This window comes from Thalassobacterium sedimentorum (assembly GCF_031127905.1).
Lineage (GTDB): Bacteria > Verrucomicrobiota > Verrucomicrobiia > Opitutales > Coraliomargaritaceae > Thalassobacterium > Thalassobacterium sedimentorum.
Genome location: NZ_JARXIC010000011.1, coordinates 48,201 through 68,175 on the forward strand (window position 1 = coordinate 48,201; position 19,975 = coordinate 68,175).

The window sequence follows — 19,975 nt, forward strand, 5'->3', positions numbered from 1 at the left end:
GCCACCCTCCAAGCTCCCACTACCACTCGCGAGAAACAAGCTGACGTGCAACTGCACACAATGTCTTGCTCCCCGACGCCTTCAGCATTCAGCATACATTCATCAGCACCTCATCTTCCAGTCATACACCCCATCTCATCGTCGGCGCCGGCCTTGCAGGCTGCCTACTTGCTTGGCGACTCCAGCAAGCTGGCCAGCACTTCCTCTTGCTCGGCAGCACCGCCATGCCCGCGGCCTTTAAGGTTGCCGCCGGCGTGATCAACCCGGTCACCGGTCGCTGGATGACAAAAACCTGGAATTTTGATCAATTGCTCCCCGAGGCTCAGGCCACTTATCAGGCCCTCGAACAACAATTCGGCATACAAGTCTTTCACCGCATTCCTGAAGTTCGTTTTTGCCAGAATGCAGATGACATCAAGCGACTCGGCCGTCGCTTACGCAATCCGCGCTACCATAATGTGCTCAGCCGCTACTTCGCGCCTGGCGAAGCCGCGCCCGGTTTCAACGATCCTCATGGTAGCTTCGGCATCGAACAGGCGGCCTATATCGAGCTGCCCAAACTGGTCACACACCTACGGACCGCCTTTGCACAACAAGGTCTATTTCGCGATGAAACCTTTCACCACAGCGCGCTACAGCCAACAACCGACGGCTGGCAGTACCAAGACCTATACGCAACAAAAGTTATTTTCTGCGAAGGCGCGGCGGCCATGCACAATCCTTGGTTTCCCAACATAGCCTTACAACCAGCCAAAGGCGAAACCCTCCTCTGCCACAGCCCCACCCTACAGCTCCCGCACAAACTGTATCATCACAAGAAGTGGTTATTACCCTACCCGGATGGCAGCTTTCGCGTGGGAGCAACTTACGACGAGGCCGACCTCAGCGAAACACCCACCGCGCCGCGCAAAGCAGAACTACTGGCAGCCACTCACGCAGCACTCAAAGAATCGCACCGCATTGAAATCACCACTCATCTCGCTGGCGTCCGCCCCAGCACCCGCGACAGTCGCCCAATCATCGGAGCCCACCCCTCTCAGGCGGGCCTCTACCTGCTCAACGGATTAGGCTCCAAGGGTGCCTCCACCGCACCCGCCATGAGCCAACAACTCGTGAATCACCTACTCACCCATGCGCCCATCGATACTGAAGTCGATCTGGCGCGCCTCGATACAAACGCATGCGCTTAACTGAAAAAGTTCATCAAATCCTCGCAGAACAGCTACAACCTGGTGACCTGGTCATCGACGCCACAGCTGGCAACGGACATGACACCCAATTCCTCGCCGAGCAGACCGGCACAGCAGGACATGTGATCGCCATCGACATCCAGGCAAGCGCCATCGAGTCGACCCGCCAACGCTTAATTAGTCAAGGACTGGAGCAGCACGTCACGCTCTACACCAGCGACCACGCCGCGCAACTCGAAGCACTGCGCCCGTCACAGGGTGAACGCGTCACCGCCGTCGTCTTCAATCTCGGTTATTTACCAGGCAGCGATAAAGCCGTGCAAACACAGTCCAACAATACACGCAAAGCCCTCGAAGCCTCGCTCCACTTACTACGCCCCGCGGGGTTGCTCTGCGTCACCGCCTACCGAGGCCATCCCGGTGGTGCTGAAGAATCTCAAGCCGTAGAAACCTGGATGCGCTTGCAAGAAAACAGCGGCCACCTCCTCGAGTGCTATGAACCGCAGGCAAACAACACCCCTCCCATACTTTGGGTACTGCATAAGCGCTAGTGTGCTCTAAAGCCAAGCGCAGCAAACGCACTACGAGAACACAGTCTCCCGCAGGCTGCGAATCACAGCCATATCCCCCCAGGCCGCCCCTTTGAGAGCGTTCACCTTGGGAGGATGCTTACGCTTACACTCCATCTGCACCGTGCTCACAAAGCCCCGCACATATTCGGCAGAGCCCAAAATCACCCCGTCAGTGAAATAACGCACACGACAGCGCAAGACCGCGGCCCTGGGCAGCACCCCATCTTGCTCTTCAATGACTTGTGCCACCTGACTGCGATTCATCCGACGCCCCTTGACCTCCCACGGATCGGCGCCCTTACCAAATATTAGAGAACGATGCGCCTGCAGCGCAGCTGCTGGGGATCGATCAGCGCCGACATGGTCGGACCAAATACGCAACAGGCCATCGCAGGCCCGCTCATCCCCCGCCACCGCTTGCGCATAACCACAGCAACGGTAATCCTTTGGATCAGCTACGATTCCCGCGCGCACCGGATTCAAATCAATGTACGCGGCCACTGTCTGCAAGGCATTACCAGCGCCCTCCACCAACACCGATTTAAAACGGTCGGCCCACAGCGTGCCAAAGCGCTGATGCGACTTATTGTACCAAATCGTAAAGCGTTGTTTCACCGTTTTCATAAACTCCGAAACATCCCCCATGCGCAGCAACAGACGTTGTCGAATCGCCTCCGCCGCCTCACCACCAGCCGCCAGGTCGGCGGCCAGCACCTTAATCGAAGCTTCCTGATACTTTGTCGGTTGCGGGTAGAGCACTTTATAGCGCTGCAGTAATTCCGCATCGGAAACATCCTGCGCTTCAGGCACTTCCACCAGCACATGAAAATGGTTCGACATCACACAATAGGTCAAAACATTCACCCCGCAGAAATCAGCCACCTGCCAAATCATCTTGCGCAGCACCTCTTGCTCACGCTGCCCAAACAAGCTCTCACCATTCACCGTGCGCGTCATACAGTGATAACTGGCAGTCGACCCAATAACTTTTACCCGATTCGCCCTCATCCATCCACTCAAGCAGTCTCGCGAGCTGATGTAAACTACAAAAGTAGGGACAGGCACTACTTGTTACGGTGCGCGGTGTTTGGTTCGTCAGGGCAGTGATTTGCCAGCGGCGGCCTGCCTGGGGATCGCTCGCGATGCCGTAGCTTGGGCGCGCGCGTCCCCTTGCGGAGTGAGTCACCGCCTTTTATCAATTTTCAGCATCCGCTCGAGCGTGTCCGTGCGCCCGCCGGGCGTACACAAAAAAGCCCTCCGATCTAAATCGAAGGGCTTTGAAAAAATGATTTTACTCGAAGTTCAGCAAACTAGCCGCGGCGACGCAGCATCACCCAACCCAAAGCAAGAAATCCAGCAATCGCACCGTAGGCAGATGGCTCGGGGACAATAGTTGCACCTGTAAGACTCGCAACTAAAGCGTCTCCTAACCCACCTCCATTTATGTCTATTCCAATTACTCGGCTAAAATCAAAACTATCACCAACACTAGTAAGAGAGAGAACAGCTAGGCCTGACTCTAAATCTGTCCAAGATCCTCCACTAAATTGTGCTTGTTGGAACTCCTCATCAAATAGGATCACACTAAAAGTTGTTCCAGGATTAGTAGTAACGTTTCCCGTTAATGTTAAGTCATTGCCCCATACACTGCTAAGATCAACCAATGGGACATCACCGCTCAAAACACTTGTGTCCGCTCCAGAAAAAGCAAGACCATTAGCATCTTGAGAGTCTACCGAAAAATTGGTAAAATCAGAATCTGCCCATGCACCCGTCCCAAAATTCGTAATAGTAATCGCACTAAGCGTGTAACCGAGACACACGCTAAAGAGAATTAGACATTTTTTTTTCATATAAATAGTTTTTAATTAAAGTGTATAAGGCAAAACTTGAGTGTAAGTGACGTCCGAACTAGTGGCTGTCTTCTTTTGAACAATAATAGCACTTCCTATAGCAATCATAAAATCGTCGGAATTAGGAAAGCCACGAACATTCTCAACCCACTCACTTCCGTTATGAAAAAACCTTTTCCATGAATTACCATCGCGCACGAAAACAATATCAGCCAAATCGGCATCAGATGATGATTCCCAATCCGGAATACTTTCAAGTCCAACATCACTTAGCTGCATATCTACAGGAAATGAATTAGCAAGGACAGTTAAACCGGCCTTATTGATAGTCATCTGCCGACCTAAACTAGGGACAGTACCAGTAAGAATAAGCTCAGTAGTCTGAGTAGCCTGCCTGAGAACCAACAACCCGTTATCAGGCAACAACGGTTCATTATTTGCAGCAGGAAATCCTCGGATATTCCTAACCCAAGAATCTACATCTGTATCATAATAGAATTTTTTCCAGCTGCCGCTGTAATCAAGAAGCCAAATATTATCAGCTGAATCAAAATCAGAGCCACCAATAATAGCCCCATCACTAGGAGTGCCCAACATACTAAGCAGCGTATCGCACTCAACCAATTCAAAGGTATCAACACCAACATTAATATCTAAAGATGTCAAAACATCCACATCGGAGGCAACAAGATCTATAGTAAGAGTATCTGTGGTATTAGCTTCACTAGCATCAGTTGAAACTAGTAAATTCCTCCCAGAAGCAAGCCCAGATGTTATACGTATAATATATGGAGCAGCCTCAGATGAGAGCTCACCAGCCAGCCAGCCAGCACCCGCAACCGTTATATTATCAGATGATACGCCAGTAATAACACCTCTAGAAATGCCTGTAACGTTATCAGACGGCATGTAAAGAGGGATTCCAAGAGGAGAAATATTACGTGCGTTACCAGTCCCCTCCTCGATAGTCCATGTTACGTATCCCACTGGATCCGTTGTCACAGCAGAGAGCGTTGATAGGCTGCAAAGGGCTGCGCTTGAGAGGAGGGCGAATGTTTTTAATAAAGTTCTCATAAGGTCAGTGGTGAGGCTAATACTGTTGGAGTACTAACGGCTTACAAGTACAAAAAAGCCTCAAAAACCGCTGTAAACTACAATTAACAAGCCCGTTACAAACGTGGCATTCATTGCGTCAACGGGTCAACTTCGAAGAATGAGGGAGCTGATTGAGACTGAAAACTGGAATTTGGCTGTATCAAATCAACATTGAGCAATGGCTCGACACTAGGCTGTGGTGGCGGTTCGGTGAGTTTTGAGGGGACAGCAGGACGCTTAAACATCCACGGAGTCAGCCCTAAATTTACCTGCACGCGATCCAGTTGGGACTGGTGAACTTGCTTGCCACCAATGGTGAGCACACTGGTAAATGGAATACGGATGCCTTCGATTGTGCGGAAATCGCTGTGAGTGGTGACCTCTTCAGCGCCTGTCACGTTATTGATGACGATTTGACGAATTTCCTTAAAGGTGGTCATATCCAGGAAGTATTGTATTTCCTGGCCATCGGGTAGTTGGGCGTGCAAATGATAGGCGCGCTGCCCCTCGACATCGGCGGTGCCGAGGAGTGAAATGGTCTTGCCCGCGATCAGGGGATAGAGCAGGTGGCCGGTGGTGGTAGCGTCGCGAATAAAATTGAGGGCATCGGCGGGTGGCATATCCATGGGCTGCCCATCGCCCTGCAGGGTGTTGAGCTGCCAGGCATCGCGCCCATCGTAGCTCATCACGACACGCTCACCGCGGACGTAGATGACGACTTTGCAGAGATTGGGCTTTTTCTTAAAGGCGGTAAAACGCAGGGCGCCCTGTGGCAGTTGGAGTGTGCCGTCGAAACGGAGGCTTTCGAGCAGTTGCCAATTTTCCAAACCGCCTAAGCTGCGCTGATAATAATTTCGCAGCACAGTGGCCAGGCCAGAATCGAGGCCAGTGGTGTCCATTGGCTGCACGCGCTCGATAGAGACGAGGTAGTCGGACTCGGCAGGCTGGACTGATTCGGCTGCGCCATGCGTGGGCAGTGAAAATTGGGCAGTGAGCAGTGCGACTAGAAAGAGTATGCGTGGCATGCGCGTGATGTAACTCGCGACGCGAGGGGGCGCAAGTCATCTATGGAGAAGACTTGAGGGGCGGACAGACAGCTAGGGGCTATGCGAGCCCGGGAACGCTAGGCGACTTTCGTTGAGTGACGGGGGGCCCGAGAACTTCGCCATAGATAAAGGCGGCGCGGGCGGCGGCAGGATCGCGCAACACGCGGCGCACAGGGCCTCGCAATGCACGGCGGCTGCCTGTGGCGGCGCTGGGCCTGCGATGGGGCAGCGCCTTGGCGTCGGAGGCACGGGCCTGCTTTTTGAGCTTTTCGGCACGGCGCTTAGTGGCCTCAATTTGCTCTAATTTGGCTTGGATATCGTATTCGCCGGAGGACTGAGCGGGGGAGGGAGCCTGATAGATGGGTGTTTCCGGTTCGGACTGCCGCTGGCGCTCTTGTTTGGATGGCTGATAGGGGCGTTCGACTGGTGTGGGTTGCGAGCGACGCAGGGGCTCAGACATGCGGGTCTGCGGTGCGCGCTCGGCCGCCTGAGGCTCACCGGTCCCCTGCCCTTCTTGGCCTTCTTGACGCCGCTGCAGGATTTTACGTCGAATTTCCTCTTGAATGCGCCGCTGACGCTCGGCGACCTCGGGGTCGAGCTCGCCTCTGCGTTGGCCCGGGAGGGGCGCCGCCTCATCCTCGTCGGCATTCTTGGAAAGCATGTTTCCAAAGAAATAGATGGCCGCGAAAATGACGGGGATGATGTATTCGAGTAGATTGTCCATTTAGGGATGAATGATGGTGGATCTGGGATGAATGATGAATGATGAATGATGGCGGATTAATGATGAATGATGGGGGATCTGGGATGAATGATGGGGGATTACTTTTTACGTAGATGTTTGGCAAAGCCGCCTAATTGCCGGGAAATGCTTTCGCACTGATCGCGGCGCTGGTTGGCGGTGGATTCCTCCACGAATTTCAATCGCTCTGCTAGATGATACATGCTCCTGACTTCGCCGGTAGATCCTTTGGCTATATCGAGGAATCTGGCAAAGTCCGGTTTTGTCGAGCGCTCGGCACCCTCTGCAATATTATTGGAAATCGACACAGCAGCGCGCTTAATCTGATCGACAAAGGTAAGGTCACGACAGGCACGAAAGTCGCCATAGACATCGACAGCCAAGTCCTGAGCATCCTGCCAGACCTCCATCTGCTCAAAGTCTAAGAGTCCTCCATTCGCCATGATTCATCCTCCATCATTCATCATTAATCATTAATCCGCCATCATTCATCATTAATCAAAAAAAGACCTAACTCTTCTCGTCGCCTTTGGAGATGCTGTCGCGCATGTCGGTGTCGGCTTTGATGTTGTTGAGGCGATAGTAGTCCATGACGCCTAGGTTGCCGCTGCGGAAGGCTTCGGCGAGTGCGAGGGGCACTTGTGCTTCGGCTTCGACGACCTTGGCGTTCATCTCTTCGACGCGGGCCTTCATTTCTTGCTCGAGGGCAACGGCGGCGGCGCGGCGCATTTCGGCCTTGGCCTGGGCGACGTTCTTGTCGGCTTCGGCTTGGGACTCTTGGAGTTGGGCGCCAATATTCTCGCCGACGTCGACGTCGGCGATGTCGATGGAGAGGATCTCAAAGGCGGTGCCGACATCGAGGCCGCGCTGCAAGACGACTTTGGAAATGCTATCGGGGGATTCGAGCACGGACTTGTAGGAATCGGCCGAGCCGATGGTGGTGACGATGCCCTCACCGACACGGGCGATAATGGTCTCTTCAAGGGCGGAACCGACGTAGTTGTCCAAATTGGAACGCACGGTGACACGGGCGCGGGCTTTTACCTGAATGCCGTCTTTGGCGACGCCATCGATGGTGGAGCGCCCACTGCCGGAAGCGGGGCACTCGATGACTTTAGGATTGATGGAGGTGCGCACGGCTTCCAGCACGGACTTGCCGGTGCCTTTAGTCGCGAGGTCAATGGCGCAGGCGCGCTGCCAGTCGAGGGCGATATTGGCCTTATCAGCGGCGATGAGTGCTTGCACGGTTTGGATAACATTTCCCTCGGCGAGGTAATGGGCTTCGAGCTCGTTGGCACTGATTTCGATGCCGGCTTTGACAGCGGTGATACGGGCATCGACCACCAGCGAGGCGGGCACGCCGCGCAGGCGCATGGCGACGAGGGTGGGAAAGCCGACGGCTGCCCCCGAAAGCAAGGCGCGCAGCCAGATGCTAAAGAAGGTGATCATGATAAAGAAGCCAATCAGGAGGATGAGTCCAAGAATGGCGGCGGCGCCGAGCTGCCAACCGGCAAGGGCGATAGGGAGGGTACTAATAGTCATAGTTTTTTGATGATGAGTTTAAAATTATCCTGGGAAACGACGTGAATGGGCTGATCAGCATCGATATAGCCGTCCTGCGAGTAAGCTTCGTAGGCCTGGCCGTCGATTGCAACCTTTCCACTCGGATTCAAACGAGTCAATGCAATGCCGTCTTGCCCGACAATAGAGGCCTCGGCCGGGGCCGTGTTCGAATGCCCGGAAACGGAAGATTTCAGAAAGAACGCCTGTCCCAGTGAGGTGCGGGCCAAGAGTCTGAATTCGATATAGACGAGCAAGGCGATCGCGATGGCTGAGCCGACAAAGGTGAGGATGGCGACGCCGGCACCGAACTGCACGCCGGCGATCCAGGTGGCGAGGATGAGGCAGAGCGCAGCGAGGACGCCGAGCACGCCGCCGGGCAGGATGACTTCGAAGAAGACAAGCACAAAGGCTGCGACGAGGAGGCCGATAATGGTGCTCATGATTGGGCCTCCTGGGATGAGGGCGAGCCGCTCGGAAGCGTGGTGTTTTCGGGGGTGGCGGCAACCTCCGGCGGCGGATGGGGGCATCCGCCCTCCCTTGGGGCAGTGACGATTAGGCCGAAGGCGCTGGCCTTTTGGACTTGGACCGTGGCCCCGCAGTCGATGCTGCCAAGGGCACTGCGGGCGTCGTATCGGCGGCCTTCGATTTCTACCCGACCGCTCGGAAAGAGGTCGGTAACGGCAACACCGAGGCTGCCGACAGGCGGAAACTGCGACTCACGCTGGGCGCGAAGGTTTTGACTGTTGCCACCAGCGGCGGTGGCGAGCACGAGTTTGCTTTCCATCCATGAGCCAGGAAAGAAGCGGGACAGTATAAAGACGCCCACGACAGCGATTGACAGGCCGAAGACGAGATTGACCAATGGCTCGGCCAGCAGTTGGGGCGAGACGCTGATCGGCTCGCCGGGCCAAACATCGACCATGGCCCAGAGCAAGGAACCAAAGATAAGCGCCAGTCCCGACAGGGCGAAGATGAGGGTGCCGGGAAAGAAGAATAGCTCGACCAAGACCAGGATGACGCCGAGGGCGAAGAAGAGAATGACCTCGTTGCCCGCGAGACCGGCGATGTATTGGCTCATAAAAAAGACGCCCAACAGGACAATGCCGGCGATACCGAAGACACCGAAGCCGGGGGTCTTGAATTCAAAGAAGAGCGCGAGCAGCCCGATGCCGAGCAGCGCTGGCGCAAAGGTATTCATCCACTTGGCCAGCACCTCGGAGTAAGTGAGGTGAAAGTCTTTGATCACATACTGCCCGACACCGAAACGAGCATCCAGCAGGGCATCGACTGAGTCGTAGATACCACTAGCGAGCAAGGGCTGTGCGGGCTCGCCGTATTCGCGCATGGCCTCCTTTGCAGTGAGGGTGAGCAGTTCACCGGCGGGCTTGATGACTTGATCGTCGATTTTGAGCTCAAAATCGGCATCCAGCATGGCACGCACAACATCGGAGCGGTAGGGGTAGTCTTCAGTGATACTGCGAATATTGGCGCGCAGGTAGCTCTCGACCTTCATGCGAGCAGTTTCAGGCACGTCCTGACCGCCGCCCTGAATGACGGCGGAGGCGCCCATTTTCCCCTGGGGCGCGAAATAGATCTCTTGGGTGGCGGAGGCAATGAAAGAGCCAGCGGAAATGGCGTCCGGATTAATATAGGTGGCGGTGATGCCGTCGAATTTGGCCAGCATTTCCATCATTTCGATGGTGTAGTCGACACGTCCGCCCGGGGTATCCATATCCAGCAGCACCATATCGACCTGGTTGGTGATGGCCTCTTTGAGTCCACGGCGCAGGATGTAGAGGTTGGGCTTATTGATGGCGTCGGTGATGGGAATGACGTAGACATCGATGGGCCCGGAAGTGACAGCAGGGTCTGGGGTGACGGCAGGGTCGTCAGATGAAGCTTGGGAGGCTGCGGCAGGCGTGGGCTCGGTGGGCTCGGTGGGCTCGTCGTTGGACACAGGCTTTTGAGCCAGGGCGAAGTGCCCGAGCGTAAGGAATAAAAATAGAGCCGTAAGTGGACGAAGCGACATGGTAAACGCTATCTTGAAAGACTTGCGGGCAAACGCAAGTACGGTTGGGCGATAAAGAAAAGAAGGAAGGAACGTTGAGGCTTGCTCGGTGGGCGGGCTTGGGCAGACGCGGGCTTGGGCGGACGCGGACTTGGGCAGACGCTGCAAATGCGGAGATTTGCGATCCCGGGCTTGGAGGACGCTGGCTTGGCGGACGCGGGCTTGGGCGGACGCGGGCTTGGGCGGACGCTGCAAATGCGGAGATTTGCGAGCCCGGGCTTACGGGATGGGTGCGTTTCGGCTTTCACTATTAGGAAAGCTGTGCTTAGAAAGATGTGATGGAGACGATCGATTATAATGGGGTGCAGCTGCATCGCTGGAGCTGTGGGCCCTCGACCTTTTTGGCACGCCCGGAACTGGGCGCACGCCTGATGAACTGGAATCTACGTATGGCAGATGGCACGGTGCGCGATGTGATCCATTGGCCCGAACACGCGGACTACGACAACTTCCCTAAAGTGCGCGGCGGAAATCCGATCTTATTCCCCTTCTCGGCGCGCACGTTTCATGCGGGCAAAATCGGGCAGTGGAAAGATGCGAAGGGCGTGGTCCGGCCGATGCCGAATCATGGCTTTGCACGGGAAGGATTGTTTGAAATCGTGACGATCGATGAAACCGGATTCACAGCAGAACTGAAGCCGGACGCTGCTGCGCAGGAGGCGTACCCGTTTAATTATCGTTTCACGGTGCGCTATGTTTTCGAGGAAATTTCATTTAAGGTTTATCTGCGACTGGATAATCTGGGGGACGAGCCGATCTTATGGTCAGCGGGGCACCACTTCTACTTCACCCTGCCCTGGCATGGGGGCCTGCTTCGCAGCGACTACCGCTTTGACATTCCGGCCAAAAAATGTTTTACGCACGCGCCGGATGGCTCGCTGCTACCTGTGGCGAAGGGCTGGGACAAGGACTGCTCGTTTGGGAATCCAGCGAATAACGACCGAATCTACACTCGTTTAAAAGGAGACACTGCGGCCTTCGGCCCGAATGGCGGCGAGGAGGACATCAGGATTCGTATCTTGAACGACTCTAATACGTACTCCACCTGGAATGCCTTCGTGGTATGGACGGAAGCAGTGGACAGTCCATTTTACTGTGTCGAACCGTGGATGGGACCTCCCAACAGTCCGGAACACAAAAAGGGCCTACATGCGGTAAACGCGGGAGAACACGCCACTTTTGGAGTGGAAGTCGGCATGTAGATGTAATGTGGCGCGGCTGCACACAGGCAGCGCGACTTACCTCAGCTGCAAGCTCCGAATTTAGCCTTGGCAGCTTGCCTACGGATGCCGGATTGAGGGCGAATTTAACTCTGGAAATGCAGCACAGGGCCGTCACAATGCGGCGTTTTCAATATGAAGATCATTATTATAGGCGCCGGAGAAGTCGGCCATAATCTGTGCACGACTTTGTCGGCTGCGGGCCACAACGTCACTCTGATCGAACAATCGGAGGTGCGCTGTGAGAAGCTGGACGAGGAGCAAAATGCACGCATCATCACCGGCAACGGCAGCTCGGCGCGTCAACTAGTGGATGTGGATGTAGCCTCCTGCGATGCCTTTCTGGCGATGACCAGCGATGACCGCACGAATGTGATCTCTTGCTCACTGGCCAAGGGGCTGGGGGCCAAGAATACGATCGCCCGCATCCATGACGAGACCTTCAGCGATAACTCAGTGATCAATTACCAACTGCACTTCGGGATCGACCTGCTGGTGAATCCCGAGGCGATTTGCGCGGTGGAGCTGGCCAAGGAAATCCGCAGTGCCGGCCGGGTGGCGGTGGAGAACTTTGCGCGTGGTCAAATCGAGGTGCAGCTCCAAGAAGTGGCGCCCAACTCGCGCTTAATCGGAAAAAAGCTCAAGGATCTGAAACTGGACGCCCGGGTGCGTATCGGCTTCATCCAACGCGACAGCAGTTCGGAGGTGGCCAGCGCGGACTCGATCCTACAAGAAGGCGATATGGTGACTCTATTTGGGCACCCGGAGGTACTGTTCACATTGCGCGAACGCTTTGATCCGAAGCACAAAATCGACATCGCGCGGGTGGTACTCTTTGGTGGCAGCGAGACAGCGATCAGTTTGATCCGGCTCTTAACCAACCCTCGCTTCAAAGTGCGGGTCATCGAAAAAGACAAGGCGAAGTGCCGCTCGCTGGCCGAGCGTTTCCCCGACATCACCGTGATCAATGGCGACGCCACCTCGCTACGCTTATTGGAGGAGGAACAGATCGGCAGTGCGGATTATTTCGTAGCCTGTACCAAGGATGATGAAGAGAACATTTTGACCTGCCTACAGGCGGCCAAGCTCGGGGCGAATCATGTGCAGCTGGTGATCAACAAGGGCGACTACGACCAGTTACTCGGTATTTTGAAGACGATGCTGGGGATTGAAGTGGTGGTGTCTCCACGCCAGGCCACGGCTGAATTCATGCTGCGCAACTTGTCCGCTGATTCCAGCGCCACGCTGGCCACGGTGCCCGGTGGTGATGGTCAAATCGTGGAAGTGCGCATCACCCACTCCAGCCCGTGCGTGGGCAAGAAGGTCAAGGACATCCAACTACCGGCGGGCGCAGTCTTTGTGGCACTGCTACACAAATTCAAAGCCAAGGTGCCCGCTGCCGACGACGTGATTCTAGCGGGCGACCGAGTGGTGGTGATCGTGAGTGAAGCACAGCAAAAAGCCGTGATGGCGAGCCTAGTTTAATCCGTGAACACTGCGATCATTTACAAACTCTTGAGCATGGTGCTGCTGGCACTGGCGGCCGCATTTGCGCTATGTGCGGGCACAGGCTTACTGCTCGGGGAATCAATACACGACGATTCAGTTCAAGCCCTACTGAGCACGGTGGGCATATCGATCAGCGTGGCCGCACTCTTCCATATGCTCGGCCGCAAGGGAGAAGCCAAACTCTTCCGGCGTGAAGCGCTATGTGCAATCGGAATCTCATGGATCCTCGCCACATTCATCGGCGCCCTGCCCTATGCATTGACTGAAACCAGCGGCAGCTTTGCCGATGCAATTTTTGAAAGCGCGTCCGGGCTCACCACCACCGGGGCGACCGCCTATTCCAACTTTTATGAGTTTCCCAAGAGCTTGCTGCTATGGCGCTCGCTGAGTCAGTGGGTGGGCGGCTTGGGCGTAGTGGTGTTTTTCGTGGCCATCTTGTCCTCGCTGGGTGCGGGGGCGAAAATTCTATTTAGTAACGAATCCTCCGGCACCTCAGCCGACTTTGACCACGGGCGCATTCAAAGCGGTGCCTTACAGTTGATGCTCTTTTACCTCGGCATATCACTGGCCTGCACGATCGCCTACAAACTGGGCGGAATGGATTGGTTTCAAGCGATCAATCACTCAATGACCACCATTTCGACTGGTGGATTCAGCACCGAACCAATGAGTATGGAGCAATTCCAAAGTCCCACGCTCGAATGGCTCTCGATCCTCTTCATGGCACTGAGCGGAACGACCTTTGTTTATATGATCCGACTCATGCGCGGGCAGACGCACATACTCAAGCAGAATCATGAAGTTTACTGGTTTTACGGAATCATCGTAGGCAGCACCCTGCTACTGATCGTCTTCCTCGTCGATTTAACCGGGCAACTGCCCGACCACACGATGCTGCGGGTGGCCGCCTTCCAATCCGTCTCGATCATCACAACTACAGGCTTTTCCACCACAAATTTCGACACCTGGCTTCCGCCCGCTAAAATGACCTTGCTACTGATCATGTTCGTCGGCGGCTGCTCGGGCTCCACCAGTGGCGGCGTCAAGGTCGTGCGTATCGTGATCGCGCTACGTGCGGCGATGCGCAGTATCACCCACGCCTTCCGGCCCAACATCACCATCCCGATGCGCATGGGGGGACAAACCCTGAGCGAGCGCGCCATTCACAGTGTGGTGCTCTTCATCATTTTAATGACAGCATTACAACTGCTGGCCATGCTCTTTGTATCAGCCAACGAGCCGCATCTGTCCTTTATGGGGGTCTTTTCCAGTGTGCAAGCGACCTTGTTTAACATCGGCCCCGGCTTTCAAGAAGTGGGCCCCGCCGAGAACTTTCAGTTTCTGCGCAGTAGCACCAAGATCTTCTTGTCGCTACTGATGATACTCGGGCGCTTGGAATTGTACGCAGTGCTGGTACTGTTTATGCCCTCGGCTTGGAAGCGGTTTTCGTAGGAAACGGGAGAACGGAGGAGGAATTGAACGTCGAACGTCCAATGGTGAATTGCGATCAGGGCTGCGGGAGACTAGGACCCGTCTGACGAGACTCTTCACTCGCTTTGAACGCCCGACGGCGGAGTCCTACATTCAAAAATTCGATGTTGGACGTTCGATGTTCAACGTTCCTTCATTCCTGCTTCCAGCGGAGCTGCACTACGGTGGCGCCCCAACTGCCTTCGCTCTGGTCGGCTAACTGGAAACTCTTAACGCGTGTGTCGCGCCTTAAAAGTGTGTGCACGGTCTCGCGCAGGGTGCCAATGCCTTTGCCGTGGATAATGCGCACTCGATGATAGCCTTTTTCCAAAGCGAGCTCGATGTAATCGGGTATTAGGTCGCCGAGCTCAGAGGGTCGGAAGGTGTGGAGGTCGAGCTCGTCGGTGATTTCAAACTCGATGGGGTCTTCGTTGGGATCTTGGTTCATGATTGGTAGGCACTGCTAAAACGCCATTGGCTCGGTGATGCGCAGAGTTTAGCTTGAACTGGGTTTTGCTCGATATAGGCGATCACATCGTGAAAGTGTTTTTCGTTACGGATATAACGGTCCCAGTATTCTGAATGCCATAACGGTGACTTGTCGGACGTATTCGCTGCGGCGGCTGACTCTGACGTAGAGCAACTCGGGAGAGTTGCGTTCCCGGGATCGCGAATCTCCGTATTCGCTGCGGGGGCTGACTCTGACGCGGAGCAACTCGGGAGAGTTGCGTTCCCGGGATCGCGAATCTCCGTATTCGCTGCGGGAGCTGACTCCGACGTAAGGCAACTCGGGAGAGTTGCGTTCCCGGGCTCGCGAATCTCCGTATTCGCTCTTAGCCATTTTTTGATCTCAGTCGCTGTATACTTTTTCCATGAAGCTAGCGTTTCAGCCATTGTCCACCCTGCCATGGGTTGAAATAAGACATGGAAGTGGTTGGGCATGACCACCCACGCATATAAACGATAACGCTCACCATCAAAAAAATGAAATGCGCCTTCCACGATCTGGGCTAAGGCGGGTTCCTTTAATATACAGGAACCATAACCGGCATCAATCCACGCATGTAAGCGCTTTCTGCGCTCGATCGCTCGCGCTTCGTCGGGAAGACTCTGAATCGCTTGATCGATGCGCTCGATCGCAGATTGAGGTAAGCTGTCCGATAAATGCACGGTGACGTGCTGTGTGCGCACCTGGCTTTCAAAATGAGGCAAGTAACCTCTTGAATGCCAGACGCCAGGACTGTTGGGGTCTGGCGACGATTGAGACACTTGATTAGGGCTGAAGGAGGGACGGGCGTCAATGAGCAATGACTCGCTCAAACTTAACTTAGGCTGTGAATGAACGTTATGTAAAGATTGCTGAATGGCAATGGTGGAATGCGCGCTGACTCTGACGTGGAGCAACTCGGGAGAGTTGCATTCCCGGGATCGCGAATCTCCGCATTCGCTGCGGCGGCTGACTCCGACGCGGAGCAACTCAGGAGAGTTGCGTTCCCGGGCTCGCGAAATCCGTATTCGCTGCGGCGGCTGACTCTGACGCGCAGCAACTCGGGAGAGTTGCGGTCCCGGGCTCGCGAATCTCCGTATTCGCTGCGGCGGCTGACTCCGACGTGGGGCAACTCGGGAGAGTTGCGGTACCGGGCTCGCGAATCTCCGCATTCGCTGCGGCGGCTGACTCTGACGCGCAGCAACTCGGGAGAGTTGCGGTCCCCGGATCTGGCACTAGTCGCCTGGTGGCAGGATTGGGATCTTTTCGATGCCTTTTGGCTCGGGGAGGGGCTCGGGGGCGGCACTGTCTAAGGCTTCAAACTTCCTAGCTGTCACCATTAGGCGACTTTCGATGGAGTTGAGCGTTTTATTATAGTGACCGACGGATTGCTCGAGGCTTTTGCCGAGCTTAGTAAAGTGGCCGGTGACGATGCTGATGCGCTGGTAGAGCTCTTTGCCCAGGGCGGCGATCTCCTTGGCCTCGCGGGCGATGGCTTCTTGCTGCCAGCCGAAGGCGATCGCTTTGAGCAGTGCAATGAGCGTGGTGGGCGTGGCGAGGATGACCTTGTTGTCCACTCCCAGCTCAATCAGTGCGGGATCTTGCTCTAGCGCGGCGCTGAAGATGGTTTCGTTGGGTATGAAGAGCACGACAAACTCGGGCGTATTCTCAAACTGGGCCCAATACGACTTGGCGGAGAGCCCCTTGATGTGCTCGCGGATGTGGCGTGCGTGCGCCTGCATGCGAGCGGTCTGCACAGCGGGGTCGTCGGCTTCGAGGGCGTCGAGGTAGGCGGCCAGCGGCACCTTGGAATCGACCACGACCTGGCGACCGTTGGGTAGATTGATCAACATGTCGGGACGCTGACGCTGGCCATCGGCGGTATCGACCGAGGCCTGTTCTAAGAAATCCACCCGATTGACCATGCCCGCCATTTCGACGGTGCGGCGCAGTTGCATTTCGCCCCACTGGCCGCGCACTTGTGGGGCACGCAGCGCCTGCACTAGACTCCCCGTAGTCTTGCTGAGTTTCGCTTGTGACTCAGCTAGCTGCTGGAGTTGCTGTTGCAGGCTAGCATCAGTCGCGGTGCGACGTGTCTCGATGCGCTCCACCCGCTCGTTAAAAGCTTTGAGCGCCAGGCTGACGGGTTCGACGGTCTGCTGGATGGAAGCTTGTCGCTTATCCAGATCGCCCTGTGCGCTGGCTTGATATTTCTCCAGCGTCGTCTTGGCCAGGCTGAGAAAGGATTCATTATTCTTTGAAAGCGCCTCAGACGAGAGCACCTTGAAGCTCTCCTGCAAGCGAGCTTGCGCGTCCTGCAGCAGCGTCAATTTTTCAGCCGCCGCACGAAGCTCCGCATCTCGCTGAGCTTCGAGACGTGCAAGCGTCTCCTTGGTTTTCGCATGGGCGCGATTGAGTAAGAAGTAAACTAAGGCCGCGCCTAGCAGGAGCCCCACAACTAATCCAACAATCAAATCCATACATGCATTCAGCCTAGTTTATCAGAGCTGGCAATGGTGGATTCAAAAGATAAACTGGACATCGCTTGACAGCAGTCGCGATCTCGTTATCGCCGTTGCAGGATGAAGTCCGCTCCAGAACCCGCACCACACTCAGCCCCGCTACGGGTGTTGATTGCGATGCTCACGGTATGGATATTTGTTCTATCGCTCGCAGGCGTCAGCCCAGCACTGCACTCGTGGCTGCACGCAAAAAACGACTGCAAGAGCCACGACGCCGCACACTCAGAACAGCAAGACAACAGCGACAACAGCGCGCACTATTGTGCGGTCATTGCCATCCAAGGAGCCATGGCCACTGTGGACAGCGCAGTGCTCCCCGAGCGCGCCACGTATGCACGCATCGACTTTGAGGCCGTCCGTGAACGCAGCACGCCCCCCCAGACTCAATTACTGTCAAGTGCCCGCGCGCCCCCTTTTGAAATCATAGTTTAGACAACAACGCAGCAATCATCCCGCTGCACGCTCAACTTTAGATTTCAAAACAATGAATAGCTTTTTAATAAAAAGCGGTTTGCTCGTCTGCGCCGCTTCCTCCCACACGCTTAGCGCACAGCTTGCTGCAACGGCAGAGCCCGTTTACCAGCTGAAGGAATACGTCGTTTCAGCCGGCCCCGTGGCCCGCTCGATCGAAGACTACAGCAGTCCGTTCACCTCGCTCGACGCGGCGGACATCCAGCAAGAAGGCGGCAGCAGCCTCGGCGCGCTACTCGACGGCCAGCCCGGCGTGACCGCCACCAGTTTTGGCGGTGGTGCCAGCCGCCCAATCATACGTGGCTTTGATGGGCCACGCGTGCGCATCCTCGAATCAGGCCTCGGCTCACTCGACGTATCCGAAACCAGCCCCGACCACGCAGTCTCCGTCGAGCCGCTGCTGATCGATCGAATAGAAATCCTACGCGGTCCTTCCACCCTACTTTACGGCAGCTCAGCGATCGGCGGAGTGGTCAATGTTATGGGTAAAGAAATTCCACGCGAACGCGTCGACCCGAAAGCTTACGAAGGCGCGATCGAAACCCGCTACGACAGCGTATCCAACGGAGAGACTCACCTCGGCTACGGCACAGTAGGCGGCGAAAACTGGACATTCAGTCTGACCGGTCTCAAGCGCAATGCCGACAACTACGAGATCGCTGGCGACGCCGAAGCCATCCACGAAGAAGAAGAACATCATGATGACGACGACGATCACAATGAGGAAGCGCACGAAGAAGAAAGCGGCGACGAGCTAGCGAGCAGCTTCGTCGAGACCGAATCCTACTCCGCGGGCGGCACCTGGTTCTTTGGTGAGCACAACTACATCGGTGCCTCCTTTTCCGTCTACGACTCTTATTACGGCGTGCCTGGCCACGAGCATGAACATCATGATGAAGATGACGACGACCATGATGATGACCATGAAGAAGAGGAAGAGAGCGTCGCCATCGATCTCGAACGCAAGCGCTTCGACCTAGAGCTGGCTCTATTCGATCCGATTGACTGGATCGAAGCCGCGCGTTTCCGCTTCGGATACACCGACTACCAGCACACCGAACTCGAAGGCGACGAAACCGGCACCGTATTTTCACGTGACGGCTGGGAGCTGCGAGGCGAAATCGCGCACCGCGAATGGGCCTTCATCGACGAAGGCATCTTTGGTATTCAAACCTCGGATACGGACTTCGAAGCCCAAGGCGAAGAAGGCGCGGCCTTTGGTCCTGCTACCCAAACCAGCAATCAAGCCATCTTCATCAATGAGCAAATCCACCGCGGCGCCTGGCACTACGAGTTCGGCGGCCGTCTGGAAACTCAGCAGATCGACGCCAAGGGCGTCTCGGACTACAGTGATGTCGCGATGAGCCTGGCTGCCGGCATCATCTACACCATCGATACACGCAACTCACTGGCACTGTCCTTGCAACGCTCACAGCGTCACCCTACGTCGACTGAACTCTACGCCGACGGCGAGCACATTGCGACCAGCCAGTATGAGCTCGGCGATGACGACCTAGGGCTTGAAACCGCTTATGGGATCGACCTAAGCTACCGCTTTCAGGGCGAGCAATGGGAAGCCACCGCTTCGATCTTCTACACCTACTTCGATGACTACATCTACGCCGCAGAGAGCGATGCCACCGCACTCGGAATCGACACCGAGCTAGACACCTACGCGTACGATCACGTCGATGCAAATTTCTATGGCTTCGAAGCCGAGCTCGAGCGCATCCTCTACCGCAGTGAAGAGAGCGAATTACGCATCGGCATCATGGGCGACTATGTGCGCGCCGAAAATCGTGACAGCAGCAACGACCTGCCCCGCATCCCGCCCTTGCGGCTTGGCGGCAAGATCCAGTTGGCACACGGCAATTGGGATGCAGGCCTGCGACTACGCCACGCCTTCGACCAAAACGACACTGCACCGCTCGAGACCGAGACAGATGGCTACACCGAGCTCAAGGCCAACCTCGCCTACACCTTCCTACTCGGCAACGGCATTGATCTGACCATCTTCGCGCAGGCCGACAACCTACTGGACGAAGTAATCCGTAACCACACCTCCTACATCAAGGATGTCGCGCCGCTGCCTGGCCGCAATGTGACCATCGGCGCTCGGTTACAGTTCTAGAGCACATAAACTATGTTTCAAATGAGCTGGATCGGA

General features: G+C 55.7%; 19 protein-coding genes. 7 read left to right on the forward strand and 12 right to left on the reverse strand.

From position 1 onward, the window contains the following. Positions 1-65: 65 nt before the first annotated feature. Together QEH59_RS08310 and mnmM are read left to right on the forward strand one after the other, a co-directional pair. Positions 66-1,190, forward strand: coding sequence for an NAD(P)/FAD-dependent oxidoreductase (locus tag QEH59_RS08310; RefSeq protein WP_308984904.1), 1,125 nt, complete (start codon positions 66-68; stop codon positions 1,188-1,190). Next, the gene (gene mnmM / locus QEH59_RS08315) at positions 1,181-1,741 is read left to right on the forward strand and encodes a tRNA 5-(aminomethyl)-2-thiouridylate-methyltransferase MnmM (protein WP_308984905.1); all 561 of its coding nucleotides are present in this window, start codon (positions 1,181-1,183) and stop codon (positions 1,739-1,741) included. The genes QEH59_RS08310 and mnmM overlap by 10 nt, the downstream gene beginning before the upstream one ends. Positions 1,742-1,771: 30 nt before the next feature. Here mnmM and QEH59_RS08320 read toward each other — a convergent pair whose 3' ends face one another. The 9 genes from QEH59_RS08320 to QEH59_RS08360 form a co-directional block, all read right to left on the reverse strand. After that, a complete protein-coding gene (locus QEH59_RS08320; RefSeq protein WP_308984906.1) occupies positions 1,772-2,827 on the reverse strand; it encodes a transposase in 1,056 nt (351 codons plus the stop codon). Positions 2,828-3,072: 245 nt separating this feature from the next. Continuing rightward, a complete protein-coding gene (locus QEH59_RS08325) occupies positions 3,073-3,615 on the reverse strand; it encodes a hypothetical protein (protein WP_308984907.1) in 543 nt (180 codons plus the stop codon). Positions 3,616-3,630: 15 nt separating this feature from the next. Next, positions 3,631-4,689, reverse strand: coding sequence for a hypothetical protein (locus QEH59_RS08330; RefSeq protein ID WP_308984908.1), 1,059 nt, complete (start codon positions 4,687-4,689; stop codon positions 3,631-3,633). A gap of 110 nt (positions 4,690-4,799) precedes the next feature. Then, complete coding sequence (locus QEH59_RS08335; protein WP_308984909.1) at positions 4,800-5,735, reverse strand: hypothetical protein; 936 nt, start codon at positions 5,733-5,735, stop codon at positions 4,800-4,802. Between the two features lie 79 nt (positions 5,736-5,814). Beyond that, positions 5,815-6,480: a hypothetical protein gene (locus tag QEH59_RS08340; protein ID WP_308984910.1), complete on the reverse strand. Its 666-nt coding sequence runs from the start codon at positions 6,478-6,480 to the stop codon at positions 5,815-5,817. A gap of 98 nt (positions 6,481-6,578) precedes the next feature. Beyond that, positions 6,579-6,941, reverse strand: coding sequence for a four helix bundle protein (locus QEH59_RS08345; RefSeq protein WP_308984911.1), 363 nt, complete (start codon positions 6,939-6,941; stop codon positions 6,579-6,581). Between the two features lie 67 nt (positions 6,942-7,008). Beyond that, positions 7,009-8,040, reverse strand: a complete 1,032-nt coding sequence (gene floA, locus QEH59_RS08350) for a flotillin-like protein FloA (RefSeq protein WP_308984912.1) — start codon at positions 8,038-8,040, stop codon at positions 7,009-7,011. Then, positions 8,037-8,501, reverse strand: coding sequence for an NfeD family protein (locus QEH59_RS08355; protein WP_308984913.1), 465 nt, complete (start codon positions 8,499-8,501; stop codon positions 8,037-8,039). Before QEH59_RS08355 ends, floA begins: the two co-directional genes overlap by 4 nt. Further along, positions 8,498-10,018: an NfeD family protein gene (locus QEH59_RS08360; RefSeq protein WP_308984914.1), complete on the reverse strand. Its 1,521-nt coding sequence runs from the start codon at positions 10,016-10,018 to the stop codon at positions 8,498-8,500. Before QEH59_RS08360 ends, QEH59_RS08355 begins: the two co-directional genes overlap by 4 nt. A 389-nt stretch (positions 10,019-10,407) precedes the next feature. On the opposite strand from QEH59_RS08360, the gene QEH59_RS08365 reads away from it, so the two are divergent. The 3 genes from QEH59_RS08365 (at position 10,408) to QEH59_RS08375 (ending at position 14,310) form a co-directional block, all read left to right on the forward strand. Then, positions 10,408-11,331 carry an aldose epimerase family protein gene (locus tag QEH59_RS08365; protein WP_308984915.1) on the forward strand — a complete coding sequence of 308 codons (924 nt, stop codon included), beginning with the start codon at positions 10,408-10,410 and terminating at the stop codon, positions 11,329-11,331. 153 nt (positions 11,332-11,484) lie between these two features. After that, entirely contained in the window at positions 11,485-12,834 is a 1,350-nt protein-coding gene (trkA, locus tag QEH59_RS08370) for a Trk system potassium transporter TrkA (RefSeq protein ID WP_308984916.1), read from the forward strand. Between the two features lie 3 nt (positions 12,835-12,837). Beyond that, a complete protein-coding gene (locus tag QEH59_RS08375; protein WP_308984917.1) occupies positions 12,838-14,310 on the forward strand; it encodes a TrkH family potassium uptake protein in 1,473 nt (490 codons plus the stop codon). A gap of 172 nt (positions 14,311-14,482) precedes the next feature. On the opposite strand, the gene QEH59_RS08380 is transcribed toward QEH59_RS08375, so the two are convergent. From QEH59_RS08380 to QEH59_RS08390, 3 genes are all read right to left on the reverse strand, one after another. After that, positions 14,483-14,776 (reverse strand): Smr/MutS family protein, encoded by a 294-nt coding sequence (locus tag QEH59_RS08380; protein WP_308984918.1) that lies wholly within the window; start codon positions 14,774-14,776, stop codon positions 14,483-14,485. Beyond that, positions 14,773-15,636, reverse strand: a complete 864-nt coding sequence (locus QEH59_RS08385) for a hypothetical protein (protein ID WP_308984919.1) — start codon at positions 15,634-15,636, stop codon at positions 14,773-14,775. The genes QEH59_RS08380 and QEH59_RS08385 overlap by 4 nt, the downstream gene beginning before the upstream one ends. A 414-nt stretch (positions 15,637-16,050) precedes the next feature. Further along, positions 16,051-17,295: a DNA recombination protein RmuC gene (locus QEH59_RS08390; protein WP_308984920.1), complete on the reverse strand. Its 1,245-nt coding sequence runs from the start codon at positions 17,293-17,295 to the stop codon at positions 16,051-16,053. A gap of 102 nt (positions 17,296-17,397) precedes the next feature. Between QEH59_RS08390 and QEH59_RS08395 the strand changes: the two genes are divergently transcribed. Both QEH59_RS08395 and QEH59_RS08400 read left to right on the forward strand, forming a co-directional pair. Beyond that, positions 17,398-17,769: a hypothetical protein gene (locus QEH59_RS08395; protein ID WP_308984921.1), complete on the forward strand. Its 372-nt coding sequence runs from the start codon at positions 17,398-17,400 to the stop codon at positions 17,767-17,769. A 52-nt stretch (positions 17,770-17,821) separates the two neighbouring features. Beyond that, on the forward strand, positions 17,822-19,939 hold the full coding sequence (locus QEH59_RS08400) for a TonB-dependent receptor (RefSeq protein WP_308984922.1): 2,118 nt from the start codon (positions 17,822-17,824) through the stop codon (positions 19,937-19,939). Positions 19,940-19,975 lie beyond the last annotated feature (36 nt).

What these genes read in the sequence shown, in the direction of transcription:
- mnmM (WP_308984905.1), top strand. Translation starts at nt 1,181, where the DNA reads ATGCGCTTAACTGAAAAAGTTCATCAAATCCTCGCAGAACAGCTACAA.
- QEH59_RS08325 (WP_308984907.1), bottom strand. Translation starts at nt 3,615, where the DNA reads ATGAAAAAAAAATGTCTAATTCTCTTTAGCGTGTGTCTCGGTTACACG.
- QEH59_RS08330 (WP_308984908.1), bottom strand. Translation starts at nt 4,689, where the DNA reads ATGAGAACTTTATTAAAAACATTCGCCCTCCTCTCAAGCGCAGCCCTT.
- QEH59_RS08335 (WP_308984909.1), bottom strand. Translation starts at nt 5,735, where the DNA reads ATGCCACGCATACTCTTTCTAGTCGCACTGCTCACTGCCCAATTTTCA.
- QEH59_RS08340 (WP_308984910.1), bottom strand. Translation starts at nt 6,480, where the DNA reads ATGGACAATCTACTCGAATACATCATCCCCGTCATTTTCGCGGCCATC.
- QEH59_RS08345 (WP_308984911.1), bottom strand. Translation starts at nt 6,941, where the DNA reads ATGGCGAATGGAGGACTCTTAGACTTTGAGCAGATGGAGGTCTGGCAG.
- floA (WP_308984912.1), bottom strand. Translation starts at nt 8,040, where the DNA reads ATGACTATTAGTACCCTCCCTATCGCCCTTGCCGGTTGGCAGCTCGGC.
- QEH59_RS08355 (WP_308984913.1), bottom strand. Translation starts at nt 8,501, where the DNA reads ATGAGCACCATTATCGGCCTCCTCGTCGCAGCCTTTGTGCTTGTCTTC.
- QEH59_RS08365 (WP_308984915.1), top strand. Translation starts at nt 10,408, where the DNA reads ATGGAGACGATCGATTATAATGGGGTGCAGCTGCATCGCTGGAGCTGT.
- trkA (WP_308984916.1), top strand. Translation starts at nt 11,485, where the DNA reads ATGAAGATCATTATTATAGGCGCCGGAGAAGTCGGCCATAATCTGTGC.
- QEH59_RS08380 (WP_308984918.1), bottom strand. Translation starts at nt 14,776, where the DNA reads ATGAACCAAGATCCCAACGAAGACCCCATCGAGTTTGAAATCACCGAC.
- QEH59_RS08390 (WP_308984920.1), bottom strand. Translation starts at nt 17,295, where the DNA reads ATGGATTTGATTGTTGGATTAGTTGTGGGGCTCCTGCTAGGCGCGGCC.
- QEH59_RS08395 (WP_308984921.1), top strand. Translation starts at nt 17,398, where the DNA reads ATGAAGTCCGCTCCAGAACCCGCACCACACTCAGCCCCGCTACGGGTG.
- QEH59_RS08400 (WP_308984922.1), top strand. Translation starts at nt 17,822, where the DNA reads ATGAATAGCTTTTTAATAAAAAGCGGTTTGCTCGTCTGCGCCGCTTCC.